Raw genomic sequence first — 13,655 nt, 5'->3', positions numbered from 1 at the left:
CTAGTTTAATAGACTCAGCTTCTGCGCGGATTCACCCAGGGCAATAAACTCTGTAATATTTAGAGTTTCTCCGCGGCGCTGCCCGTCAATCCCCGCGCTTTCCAAAAGTAGCTCAGCTTTTTCGGCACTGTTAAGCCAATTTTTGAAAGCTGCTCTAAGAGTTTTCCGTCTTTGCGCAAAAGCTGCTTCAATCAGTTTAAAGACAATTTCTCTAGCTACCGTAGGAGCACCTGCAGCGTCTAAAGAATAGGGTTCTTCTCCCGCCTGATAGCGGGTAATTCGCACCAGGGAAGAATCAACGTTAGGAACTGGCCAAAAAATCTGCCGAGAGATTGTTCCTGCCATTTCCGCTTTCCCATACCAGGCGGTTTTCACTGAAGGGACCCCGTAGATCCGCCCTCCGGGACCGGCACTAAGCCGCTGCGCCACCTCAGTTTGGACCATGACTAAGATTTCAGTAAGAGAGGGAAAGTTCTCTAAGAAACTCAGTACCAGCGGAACTGCCACGTTATAAGGCAGATTAGCAACCAGGCGAGTGGGGGCTTCCCACTGCGCGTAAGTGCCGTTAATCAAAGGAGCTTCATCTAACTGTGCCAGTTCAGAGACTTCTAATCCGTCTTTGTGGAGGACTCTGAGGGGAAGTTCGCTATTTCCCTGGGCGGTGACTGTTGCCGGGAGGGCGGTTGCTAGCACTGGATCGATCTCAATCGCAGTGACCCGCGCTCCGGCTTCCAAAAGCCCTAACGTTAAAGAACCCAGGCCAGGGCCGATTTCTAAAACGTGTTCCCCCGCAGTGACTCGCCCGGCGGTAATGATTTTCCGGACAGTTCCCCCATCGTGAACGAAGTTCTGCCCCAGTGTTTTGGTTGGGTGGATCTGTAATGCGTCACAGATTTCACGGACATTAACGGGGGTTAATAGGTTCACTTCAGCCACCGGCTGAGATTGTGATTTTTCAGCGTCGATTTGCGTTTCCGACATTTAATACCATCCCACGCGATTTGAATGTCCTAATGCTCCACACGGTGTTCCGTAGCGGTTTTGAATGTATCCCAGTCCCCAAGTAATTTGCGTAACCGGGTTTGTTTGCCAGTCTGCTCCTGCGCTGGCCATTTTATTTCCCGGAAGTGACTGTGGAATACCGTAGGCGCCCGAGGACGGGTTCTGTGCGTTTGGATTCCAGTTAGACTCGCGTTCCCATAGCACCAGAAGGCACTGATACTGGTCGTCTCCCCAGCCTTTTGCGCTTACTAAAGGACGTGCTAAAGTCCGTGGGTCAGTTCCACTATAGGTGGGGATAGGAAGTTGATTTCCTGCTGCGTCAGTAGTTTTACCAGCTGCGCGGAGTTTCTGGCTGAGTTCTTCAGGCTCTGCCGTTCCCACTAAAATCACTTCGGTAACTGGCGCTTTAGTGACGCTATCGGTAACCAGGGTATCGACAACTGCTTTTCCGTCTACCTTTTGTTGGTAGCGCACAATGGTACGTTCCCCAACTTTACCTGGGGTAGCTACTTTTCGTTTCCCTTTAATAATCTGGTCAGAGGGTTTTTCTTCACTCTTAAATGGGATTTCTTCTACTATCCGATGTGTTCCGCGGGTAACTCGTTTCACGCTGACAGTGAGTTTCCCGTTTACTCGATGAGTAATCACCTGGTCAATTGGCCCTACGTTTATGTTAGCTTGGGAAAGTAAAGCGCGGACGTTATGAGGCAGTGTAACTGGGAGAGTGATTTCTTTCCCATCAGCTGCGACCACTACCTCAGTGCCCACTTCAGCGAGGGGTAGGATACTGTTGCGTTCATCGAAACGCTGCGCGGGAATTTCTAAACGGGAGTATTCGCTTCTTTCCAAAAGCTCATCCAGGGTAGTTTCAGTCACCCAGTGTTTTTCCGTTTTTCCCTGGTCAAATACGGAGATTTCTTTTGCGTGACGGATTTTGATTGTATCTGTTGCAGTTACTTTTTGATCCAGAGCTGGCGTGATTTCGTCTCTGGAGGAAAATGGGATTCCCGCGTCCTGTAAGATTGCCTGTACTTTTTTCTCAACGGTTGTTACCGGCCGCGAAACTCCATCTACAGATACGTAGATAGTCTTATGGCTTAACGCAATATCGGTGGCGGCTGCCCCTACGGTCAGGGTAGCTGCGATTGCAGCGGATGTGAGTATAAATTTCGTTGTTTTAAAGATACTCATATACGTTACTTTCGTAGCTGTTTCCTAGGTTTATTCGGGTGAACTTTTGATCTATACCTTTGCCAGCCTAACAGTTTTCCGGGTGCTTTAGTAGCTTAAATTGGAAACCTTAAGCCGGTTCACATCTGCTACAGTAGCCCCAGTTTACGGGCACAAGCTGGCCATTGTCCCCAGCCGGCACGGGCTTGTAAGATTTGCGCGCGGTGAGTTTGTTCCGCGGCACTTGCTTCTGAGGGAAGCCCAGTTCCGCCAACTGCCTGCCAGGTAGGTAATGAGAACTGATACATTCCGTAGTATCCGTTACCGCTGTTGGTAGCTGGATTGCCACCTGATTCGCACTGGGCAAGGGCTGACCAAATATCTCCGCTCACTGCAGTTGGTGCTGGCTGGCCAGCCTCATTTTGAGTTGCGTTAGTAGTTGCCTGATTTTCCCGAGGGCGTTTTTTAGTGCCTTTTTCAATGATTCTTGGCTGTGCTTCTACCGCGGTAGTGCGCCCGATTTCTTTATCGACTACTTTTTGACCTCCGCGTAAATGACGGTAGTAGGTAATTTTTGTAGTTCCTGCGGCGCCCTCGGAAACTACTCTTTCTTGCCCTTCGTAAAGGGAAGCAGTTTCGCGCACCTGGGTTTCAACGGGGATTTCGATTTCTTCCGAAACATTCCCGCGGGTTACGCGCACAATATCTAAACTTAGTTTTCCGTTGGCATTGGTTAATGCCACTTCATCGATTGCAGAAAGCTGCAGATCCGCTTTTGTTAATGCAGTTGCCAGCGTGTCTGTGGCGGTGAGTTCAACTGCTGTTTCTTTTTCTCCGTCTTTGAAGTTAAGTTTTCCATCTGCTGCCAAAAGTGGTGTTTCGTTACTGTGATTAAGTGGGAGCGCCACGTTTTTGGCTTCTACGGAAGAAAGGACGTTTTGGAAGTTAGTCGCTGTTGAGAAGATCTGCTTTACTTCTGTTTCGACTAATACTTGATAGGGTTTTGCCCGCGTGATTTTAATTTCGGTACCGTTTTCTACCGGCTCATTAAGCGCTGGGCTGATCAAGTCGTGTTCGCTTACTTTGATTTCTGCGGCGGCAAGAACCTCAGCTACTGTTCCTTTGCGAGTGGTAATTTCTTTACCGTTTTCCCCGTCGCTAATCAGGTAGGTGGCTGATTGGAAATATAGTCCGCCCAAAGCCAGGGCACCAATTAGCAGAATGAGGAGAGTTAGCAGGAGAGTTTTCTTATATTCGCTTACGATACGCAAAAATAAATCCTTAACGTCGGGTGTATCTTTTCGAAGTTTAGAAAAACTTGTATGCCTAACACCCTAGCCGGTATAGGCTTACTCCGCATTTTTACTTAACCAAAGTCACACTAAGGATTATTTGTTTAATTCCCGCATATTTTACTTGGAATACTCACCAGGTTCCGTAGATTTGCTGCGCATTTCGGTTGAGTTGGGCGATTGCCGCACTTTCGTCTATTTCCCATAGTTCCGCGATGAAACGCACGGTATGAGCCATTACGTAGGAAGCATTGGGGCTACCGCGGTGCGGTACGGGAGTTAGGTAGGGGGCGTCTGTTTCAACTACTATGAGTTCTTTTGGTAACGCTAAAAAGGCTTCTCTGAGTTCTTGGTTGGCTGGGTAGGTGAGGGGTCCGCCGAAACTGGCGTACCAGCCTTGTTTTGCACATTCTGCGGCCAGTTCTGTTCCGCCAGAAAAACAGTGAAAGACGATGGGGACACTGGGTTTTGCGTCGTGTAGTACGGATACGCATTCAGCGTGGGTTTCCCGATCGTGGATTTGCACGGGCAGGTTGTGGCGGTGAGCTATTTCTAAGTGTGCGTGGAAGGATTCGATTTGGGCTTTTAATCCGCCGCGAGCGGTGCGGTACATATCCAGGCCGGTTTCGCCAACGGCAACTACTCCGGGGTGCGTTATTTGGGTTTCCAGGTAGTTTAAGGCTTCATCTAATGGGCAGTGTTGTGGCCCGATCTTTGGGATGAGCCCGTCTGGGGAAGGTTCGTTGTAGCCGCAGTGCAGGGGGGCTTCGTTGGGGTGTAGGGCCAGGGCAGCGCGGATTCTTAAGTCGTCTTGGTTGTATTCTTCGGTGAGTTTCAGGGCGCCGGTGAAGTCATTGATTTCGCAGGCTACGGTGATTATGCGGTTGATTCCGGCTGCTTTGGCGCGTTCTAGCTGTTGGTTGAGAGGTAGTTTTATTCCGTCTGCTGAGGGGATTTCCCATTCTCCCAGGGGGAGGTGGGTGTGGTTGTCCATTACGGGTAGGGGTAGTGGCTGGGGAGTTTCGGGCCAGGTGCGTTTCTTTTTGCTCACGTGTTCCAGTGTAGCTTTGCTTTTTGGGGGAATGAAATATTTGTTTTGAGAATTTTCAGAAAAGTATTTTCATTAGTTAATGATGAAATTGGGAAAGTTCAAACCTAGAAATTAATGGCTTCTAACCGTTAGACTTAGAATGCGAATATTTGCTCAATAATGTGCATTTACAAGCAATCTCACTCAAAAATCGATTTGGAGACGATGATGTCAAGAACTCCCCGAATCTCTGCGAAGGCTATGGGTTTGCTGATAACTTCGGCGTTTATCAGCGCTGCACTGCCAACTGTAGCTTTAGCGGACGATACAACTAGTGAGGCAACTTTCACTAGGATTGCGCAGAATCAAATGTCTGTCGTTTGGTCCAATTCCGCCGTTGCTGAAAACGAGGGCGCAAATGGACCTTTGGACAAGATGCTTGACGGAGACAAAAACAGCTACTGGCACACTAAGTGGTCTTCTCCAGCTGCTCCGCTCCCCCACAACTTCATTGTTAAGCTGGGGGATTCTCCGGTGAAACTAGCGAAAGTGGTTCTCACTCCGCGACAAAGTTCCAACGGCTCTGGACGAGCCAATGAATGGGAACTCTACACTTCTACTGACGGTACCTGTGATGAAAACAGTACCTTCACGTTGGCTCAGCGGGGTTCTTTCCCCGGTGATACAGCCACCTATGCAAGTGACCGAGAGATTCATATTAAACCCAGCGTAGAAACGAACTGTGTGAAGTTCACGCAGCTTTCTTCTTGGGGTGGTCACAATCCTGGGCAGGAAACTTCTCAGCCGGAAACTGTTGGGTCTTTAGCAGAGTTCAATGCTTTTACTGGTGAATGGCCAGCTGATCCTGCTAACCCACCAACTAACCCCGGTGATAATAATCCAACTGATCCGGATCCAGCTGTTCCTGAAGAACGCCTCTTCACTTTATCTGCCGGTAACTTGAACGTTAAGATGTTCAAGAATTTCCCGCAGGTCTACGAATGGAAACTTGGCGAAGCTAAAGCTCCAGGGATGACCAGTGAACCAGTTGCTTTGGTAACTGTTAATGAAGTTCCTAAGCAAGTTAAGGTTTCTGAAGCAACTGTTGCTGCGGATAATGCCAGTGCTTCTTGGGATATTGCAGTTATTGATACTCAGATTCGTTTCAAGGCTGTAGCTACCGTTGCTAACGGCGTGTGGAAACTGCAATTAACTGACCTGCAGGATCCTGAAAATGCTCTGAACCGGATTTCTTTCCCGGGTCTTTCCCTGGTTACTTTAGGGGAGAATGAAGAGTTAGCAACTGCTCGCCTGTCGGTTAATCGCGCTCAATCTGGCGATAAGATTGCTCCGGCTAAGGGTTACGCTCGTTTAACTCGTTCTTACATGAGCGTTCCTACTGCCGGTCAGCTGTCTTTCGGGATGGATAACAACGCGATTGTTGATAACACTCAAAATTACAGCGAAGCTGGCATGGGCTCCAATAACCGTTGGTTGAATATTTTCTTAGACGGTAAGGGAAAGGTCATTCCTGGCCCATTCGTTTGGAAGTCCCCAGTGGCAAGCGGAATTGGCGCTGATAAAGATCCTTACATTGTGGTTAAGCCTACCGTTGATGCTAATAATGACGGTGCGTTGAACTGGCAGGATGGGGCGATTGCCATGCGCGATATTCGCCCGGCAATGAATGGTTCTGAAATGGTGAAAGATACGGTAATTACCCGTATTCCTTTCAACATTGTTTCTCAGGCAACTCACCCATTCTTACGTACTTTGGATGACACTAAGCGTATTTCTTTAGCTACCGATGGTTTGCGCCAGCAGGTGATGTTAAAGGGCTATCAGGCTGAAGGGCACGACTCTGCTCACCCTGACTATGCCGGACACTACAACGAACGTGCCGGTGGTTACGCTGACTTGGTTACTTTAGCGAAAGAGTCTGAAAAGTGGAACGCAACTTTAGGTGTCCACGTGAACGTCACCGAATCCTACTCTGAATCTAAGAACTTCTCTGAAGATCTACTGCGGATGCCTCCTCGTAAGGCGTGGGGTTGGATGAACCAGGCTTACTCTATTGACGGTCCGAAAGATCTGGGAACTGGTAAAGTACTGGAACGTTTCCAACAGTTTAAAGATGAAGCTCCAGCTAACTTGAACTGGCTGTACATTGACGTTTACTACCCTGATGGTTGGGAAGGCCGCCGTTTAGGTGAAGAACTAACCAAACAAGGTTGGGTAATTGGCTCTGAATGGTCCAATAAGTTCCCTGAAAACTCGATTTGGTCTCACTGGGCTAACGACGAAAACTACGGTGGTCAAGCCAATAAGGGGATTAACTCCCAGATTTTCCGTTTCGTTGAAAATACTCGCCGTGACGTATTCAACCCACACCCAATTCTTTCTAACTCTAACGTGGTTGAGTTCGAGGGTTGGACTGGCAACATTGATTTCCGTAAGTTCATTATGAATGTTTGGAACCGTAACCTGCCGGTTAAGTTCCTCCAGCAGTCAGAAATCATGAAGTGGGATGCGCACCGGATTGAGTTCGCTAACGGTACGGTAGCAACTTCTAACTTGGATACCATTAGTGGCCGCGACATCCCTTACGATCGCACTATCACTTTCGATAACGCAGTTGTTTACGAGGGCGGCAAGTACCTGCTTCCTTGGAAAGACGGCGGTAAGGATCGTCTCTACCACTGGAATATTGCCAGCGGTACTTCCACCTGGACGCTAACTGACGCTTGGCGTAACCAAACGTCTTTGGATATGTACAAGCTAACTGACACCGGACGCGTTAAGGTAGGTACTGTTCCAGTAACGAATGGTCAGGTTACTTTGGAAGCTGACTCTGGTGTAGCGTACGTACTGTACCCAACCAGCAGTGTTTTGGAACCTAAAGTTCCTAACTGGGGACAGGGCTCTAAGATTGTCGATCCTGGTTTCTTCTCTGGCACTTTGGACGCTTACCAGGTAACTGGTGAAGCTCACGTAGTGAAAACTAAGTTCCAGAACTTCCAAGCCGAATTAGGTGCTGGCCCAGCTTCCATCTCTCAGTCTTTCGAGGGCGGCAATCTGCCTGCTGGCACTTACAATGCTTCAGCTTGGATTGAGATTGATCCTGGAAAAGAACGTGAAGTTTCCCTAAGTGTTTCTGGGGCGGGAGTAAAGCCTACTCAACTACAAAAAGCAGTTGATGGGGTTCCTACTACTACGTTCAACACTTCTTTGACGGTGAATAAGACGGCCTCGGACGAGAAACTGGGGACCTACTTCCAGCGTGCCCGCGTAACTTTCTCTACTACTGGTGGGAAAGTTGATTTCAAGATCGCTGCAGGTGAGGGAGATGCCCGCGTTTCGATTGATGACTTGCGTATCGTGCCATTTGTGGAGCCAAAGCTCCCTGCCGGTGTGGACGCTTCTAAGGTTATTTCTTTCGATAACTACGAGCACCCTGACGCTGGCTACTGGCCGTTCGTAACCGGCCCTGATCAGCGCGGTGACGCACGTACTCAGCTGACTGAGTTACACGCTCCTTATTCACAAGCTGGCTGGTGGGCAATTGACCCGCAGGGTAACCCACGTGAAGGTTACAAGCTGGTGGATAACGTGCTGGAAGGCAACTGGTCTTTGATGGCTCACGAAGAAAACCAAGGCGTGATCTTAAAGACTGCTGAAACTACCGTTCAGTTCAAGCCTAATCACAAGTATCGGATCACTTTCGACTACCAGAACGCAATCGATGATTCTTACGCTTTTGTGACCGGTTACAATGCTGTGCGTAATGGCCAGCTTTACACCGATAAGAAGCAAGTACACGTATTCAAGTCCACTGCGGATGCGACTACCCTACCTGCTAAGGGTCACACTAAGAAGTTCGAGCACGTTTTTGATGTGGGCGCCTGTGGTTCTTACTGGTTCGGGATTGAAAAGCTGACTCGTCCTTTCCAAGCTGACCTGGTGATGGATAACATCATGATTGAAGATCTGGGTGTTTCTGAGAATCCTCCAGCTTGTGCGCGGATTGACGCTCGCGCAGCGGACGGCAGCTTAGTTGCTGGTAAGACAAATGTTGTCAGCACTACGGTTACTTCTAACGAAAAGACCGAAGCTAACGTGCTTTACCATAAGATGCTTGCCCCAGAGGGTTGGAGCGTAGTGGCTTTGGAAGCCGCTGACACAACTTTGCCTCCGCAGGAAACTTCCACGCAGCATTGGTTGGTTACTCCACCGGCTTCTGCAGCGGGAACCACTGGTGATTTGCAAGTTTCTGCTGCTTACACGCTGAGTGATGGGGCTACTCGCCTGCTTGAGAATCTGGTTCAGGTTAAGGTGAATACGGATGGTTTGGTTGATGGGAAGAACTACCTGTCCGATCTTCCATTTGTAAGCTCTACCAATGGTTGGGGCCCGGTTGAACGCGATACGAATAACGGTGAAAACCAAGCTGGTGACGGTGGCAAGATCAGTATTGATGGGGTCACCTACGATAAGGGCTTAGGTACTCACGCTAATTCTCAGATTCGCATTAAGTTGGACGCTAAGTGTACTCAGTTCCACGCTGTAGTTGGGGTTGATGACCGTCAAGCTACCGCTGGTTCGGTTCGTTTCAGCGTTTCCGGCGATAACCGGGTACTGGTTCCAACTACTGAAGTGCTGCGAGCTAACTCTCCAGCTAAGGTTTTGGAAGCAGATGTAACTGGCGTTAATGAACTTGTCTTGAATGTTGATAATGGCGGTGACGGTTTCGGAAATGACTGGGCTTCTTGGGGTGACGCACATGTGATGTGTTCTGTTGCTGCGAAGGAAGCTCCGGCTACTTTGAGCATTACCCCTGAAAAGGTTAAAGCCGGTGAAGAAATCACCTTATCTTTGGGTGGTTTCACCCCAGGAGATGCTCCTGTTTCTTTGCGTTACGCATTATCTGCAAAGGAAATCGGTTCAGTTGAGGTTTCTGCTGAAGGAACGGCTACTTTCAAGTACACTGTTCCTGCTGATACTAAGGAAACGGAACTTATTTTCGGCGCGGTTCAGGCAGTTGGTGAAGAGTGGAAGGCTGCTTCTGCCAAGGTAACGGTGGAGCCAGCTAAGGACGTGAAACCCGATCCCGACCCATCTAACCCAGGTACAGATCCATCCAACCCAGGTACAGATCCTTCTAACCCTGGTACAGATCCTTCTAAGCCAGTTGTGGAGCCAAAGGTTTCCTTACTGACCTTAGAAGTCACCGCTGGCGAAGCTATCCTGGGGGTTGGTAGTGGATTCACTCCTAACTCTGAAGTTGCGGTGGAACTGCACTCTAAGGTAGTTGCTTTAGGAACTGTTACTTCTGATGCTGCGGGTAAGGTTGCATTTAACTTCAAGACCCCAGCTACCGTACCTGCTGGTCAGCACCATGTGGTGTTGGTTGATAAGGCAACTGGAAAGTCTGTAAAGGCTGCTGTGCTCATTAAGCCAGTTAAGTCCGTTAAACCAGTTAAGCCGGTTAAGCCGGTTAATCCAAAGGTACCACCTAAGAAGACACTGCCAATCACTGGTGCGTCAAGCGCAGGTGTGGCACTTGGAGCCTTAGTGCTGGGTCTATCCGGAGCTGCTTTAGTTCGTCGCCGTAAGGGACAAGCGAACTAACCGTTCCAAATGCAGGTTTAGTAACTATTAGCTGATAGTTACTAACTGTAAAAATAGCCTCGGGTTTAGCAGATACTATCTGCTAAACCCGAGGCTAACTTATTTTTAATAACGGTCCAAACCAGTTTGATACGCTCTTAGAGCAGTTCTCTCTTTGGCTTATTTTGCGCAGGCGAATTCTGCTTTACGTTTTTGCATGTTCTCAAGGGAGGCTTAGTCTGTGGCACGGTAAAGGTCGTCCATATTTAGGGCAAGTAATCGAAATAGGAACCCATTTTCTGTACGCCTGTAGTAAACATTCAGACTCACAAATGTAACAATAATTTAACTACTCTGATTGCTTTCAGAGTCTAATACCCAAAACTTACGCGGTAAGTTCTTTGCGGTGATTCAGCTTTAGCCTGTCTGTTACGTTTATACCCTTACTTGCATCCTTTAAAAGAACCATCATTAAATGACCCTGGGATAGAAAACTCGTCTTCTACCATGATGGAAAACTATTTTCTTAAGTATTTATTTCAAGAAGATAGCCCTGAATCAGTTAGGACTTTATCATCGCTATCAGGTCGAGCTGTCTCTTCTTTGTCTACTTTAACAAAAATAGGAATACCTAAGGCATTGCCAGTTACCACCGCTTCTCCTTGCCCCAAGCTAGGGACCATAAGATAAGAGCTTCTATCTAAGGTTTGCATTGTGTTCTCAAGCATCCTTAGGTCTTGGTCATTTACTAGCCTATGCACAAAGAAATTATGTAACTGCGAAGTGATTGTTACTGATATATCCGCTGGTCTTTGACTTGCTAGGGTAATATAAAAACCAAATTTCCGCCCTTCTTTGATAATTGCTTCAAATCCAGCCACACTGTATTCTTGCCAGTTATCGCCTGTATTTTTATTTCTCTCATTCAAGATATTATGGGCTTCATCAATAATAAAATGAACTGTATGAGTTTGATATTTAGGGTTATTGTTGGAATTGCCCTCCCTTTTATGATGATCATATATCATCTTTGCGAGCAATATCGGCACGATGCTTTTAACTTCTGTGTTCGCATTTGTCAGAGAAATGATATTAAAAAATTTATATTCCCCATATGCGCTTGCTGCATCTTCCTTGGGATCAATCACTTTTTCTAATGAGATGAAAGCAGATTCCATACGCTTAAACAGAGGCTCTATATATTCTATGTTAATTGTTTTGTGAGCTGATTCATAAATCTTTTTAAATTCTAAAAACGTCTTTAGACGCTCAATCGAAGTAGCTTTCCCATAGCAGTCTTTAAGTGACTTTTCTAGGCCATCAAATTTAAAGTGTGTTTTACCTTGAGGTGTTATTGAACCGCTATTCACAAGCAGATGATTATCCTGATCTTTTACACACTGGTTACCGTAGTTCAGATAAATTTCTAGTTGCTTGAATTCTTCTAGGTTTGTAGAGGGAACTCCAACGTTCTCACAACTTTCTATCCAGTTATGTACTGCACCAATCCCTCCTCCTTTCGGTTCCACTAATATAAATTGGATTAATTCGCTTACCATACGAGCAAAATTTTCTGTTTCCTTTGCAATATCTTTGTCTTTAATTTTTTGTAAGTAGTATTCCACGGATTTTCGTAAGAACGGGACTTGCGTTGTGGTTGTAGCATTAAAAAGAACCGATAAGGTGTTTGAATCTAATAGATATTCCAAAGGAATCGGTAGTTTTTCACCAGTCGTTCCTATGGTATTTAAATCGAATATCTTGCGTTCTTTGTTATCCAGTCCAAAGATGTTTTCACCAGTATACTCCCCGTTAAAATCAATGACAAAGAACTGAGATTTTTGTTTAATCCTCTCAGAATAGTCACTCTTTAACAGCTCAAAATACAGTTTATGTAGTGTGTTCGACTTACCGCTGCCGGTATTACCAAATATCCCTATATGAGAAGCAAAGAATTTATCTATAGATAACCTCACGGGCTTACCTTCTAATATTGAGCTTCCGATAAGTATAGTTGGCACATTCCCTTGCAAACTATATATGGTTTCTAGGTCAGCTTCCGTCGTAAGGCAAACTTCATTACCTATCATAGGAACATATTTGCTTGTGACGACAAACTTACCTTTTTTAATAACACCTTTTGTTTTTAACCTAATAACCCTGTTAATCGAATTTTTTCGATACCTATTATCAAACGCTACACTTTTGATTGTATTTTGACTATCAATTACTTTTTCTCTTGAAACGGTCGCGATGATTTTCACATCGTTTTGATGAATTGTCAGCAACGCACCGACCCTAGGGGCAACTAAAAAATCTCCCCGCCAAATGTAATACCTATCATTTGACATATCATACATTCCAACATCTGATTCCGTTCCCTCTACGCCAATAATTACTCCTAAAACCTTCCCTCTATCAGTCATGACCATTTCCTTCTTCTTTCATCTCTTCATCGCTGTTTTCCGGCGCTTTTCCGATAATGCGGCCATTATTTAAGACTTCAGTCAGATCATCTAAGGTAAACTCTTTTCGATCTGCTTGATAATGATCCGAAAAAATAGTTCTAGGGGTGATTATCTTTAAGTTTCTAGGACAATAATTATCTCTACCTAAATTCTTTAGAATCTCTGGTTTGTTACTATCCATATGCGCAAAAACGTAAACCAATAGTTCAGGATTTTGTAAAGCCCGATTAACCATCCCAGCTATATGCTTATCTTGAAATGAAAATCCGCTCACTAACAACACACTTTGCGGCTTATCTAACTCTAGTTGGAATGCTCTTAGTATCTCGTGAAAATGATTATCCAAGAAGGTATCCCGCGATTCATTTCCCGTGGGTGGCACAACCATAGGTTTTTCAGCTACTTGGTTTAGAACAAGTACGTCCTCCTCCCTTTTTTCCCAATTCACCGACCCATGTGGTTTCATTAAGTTCAAAGAAGGAATTTCAGAAATATAATTATCATTTACTCCCTTAAAAGCTACAACTCGATTGTAATTTGTTGAATCAAGCCTTCTATTAAAATATCCGTTAGCCCCGTCATTAAATACGAAACGATAGTTTCGCAGTACCTCTTCTACCCCTTTTTCAATGTAAAGATCGTAGTTAGTTGTGAAAATATTAGCAGTTTTCGGAACTTGTCTTGAGTTACTACTATTCAGCAATTCAACAACGCATCGAACAAAGTTTTCGTAGGTTATCTGATCTAGCTTAATCTTCTCTTTAATCTCATCCTCTGTTTCCCTACCACTCTCTTCTTTAGTTGAATCAAAAGAGCCATCCTGTGAGCTAATTTCTTCTAACAAACCCCGAGTTCGATCACTAATTTCTTTAACCAAATAACTATTACGCTCCTCATCTGACTCGCCTTCGCATTGATTCATCAAAGGCATTGAACGAGACGAACATCCAGATCCAATTAAAAAATTCAATTGCTTTTCAATCGCAACATTACGAATTTCCTCAGCAAGTTCCACATTAAATTTCTTCTCAAAGTCCATTTTCTTCCTTCCCATAATTTCAAGACAATTGTTTTTCTTCAGACGAG

The 13,655-nt window shown here is 45.9% G+C and carries 7 protein-coding genes; 1 reads left to right on the top strand and 6 read right to left on the bottom strand.

Annotated elements, in window-relative coordinates:
• The 4 genes from rsmA to NXS08_RS00340 form a co-directional block, all read right to left on the bottom strand.
• Window positions 1-981 (bottom strand): 16S rRNA (adenine(1518)-N(6)/adenine(1519)-N(6))-dimethyltransferase RsmA, encoded by a 981-nt coding sequence (rsmA, locus tag NXS08_RS00360; protein ID WP_259136075.1) that lies wholly within the window; start codon window positions 979-981, stop codon window positions 1-3.
• Window positions 982-2,193, bottom strand: coding sequence for a ubiquitin-like domain-containing protein (locus NXS08_RS00355; RefSeq protein ID WP_259136074.1), 1,212 nt, complete (start codon window positions 2,191-2,193; stop codon window positions 982-984).
• A gap of 128 nt (window positions 2,194-2,321) precedes the next feature.
• Window positions 2,322-3,443 (bottom strand): transglycosylase family protein, encoded by a 1,122-nt coding sequence (locus NXS08_RS07330; RefSeq protein WP_310546800.1) that lies wholly within the window; start codon window positions 3,441-3,443, stop codon window positions 2,322-2,324.
• 154 nt (window positions 3,444-3,597) lie between these two features.
• Complete coding sequence (locus NXS08_RS00340; protein ID WP_259136073.1) at window positions 3,598-4,515, bottom strand: TatD family hydrolase; 918 nt, start codon at window positions 4,513-4,515, stop codon at window positions 3,598-3,600.
• Window positions 4,516-4,722: 207 nt separating this feature from the next.
• Between NXS08_RS00340 and NXS08_RS00335 the strand changes: the two genes are divergently transcribed.
• Window positions 4,723-10,122 (top strand): endo-alpha-N-acetylgalactosaminidase family protein, encoded by a 5,400-nt coding sequence (locus NXS08_RS00335; RefSeq protein ID WP_259136072.1) that lies wholly within the window; start codon window positions 4,723-4,725, stop codon window positions 10,120-10,122.
• A gap of 518 nt (window positions 10,123-10,640) precedes the next feature.
• Here NXS08_RS00335 and NXS08_RS00330 read toward each other — a convergent pair.
• On the bottom strand, window positions 10,641-12,527 hold the full coding sequence (locus NXS08_RS00330) for an ATP-binding protein (RefSeq protein ID WP_259136071.1): 1,887 nt from the start codon (window positions 12,525-12,527) through the stop codon (window positions 10,641-10,643).
• Complete coding sequence (locus NXS08_RS00325; protein ID WP_259136070.1) at window positions 12,520-13,608, bottom strand: SIR2 family protein; 1,089 nt, start codon at window positions 13,606-13,608, stop codon at window positions 12,520-12,522. Before NXS08_RS00325 ends, NXS08_RS00330 begins: the two co-directional genes overlap by 8 nt.
• Between the last annotated feature and the right edge of the window lie 47 nt (window positions 13,609-13,655).

Source organism: Gleimia sp. 6138-11-ORH1 (genome assembly GCF_024814355.1).
Taxonomy (GTDB): domain Bacteria; phylum Actinomycetota; class Actinomycetes; order Actinomycetales; family Actinomycetaceae; genus Gleimia.
Note: the sequence above shows the minus strand (reverse complement) of the source record. Positions and strands in the feature narration are given on the sequence as shown.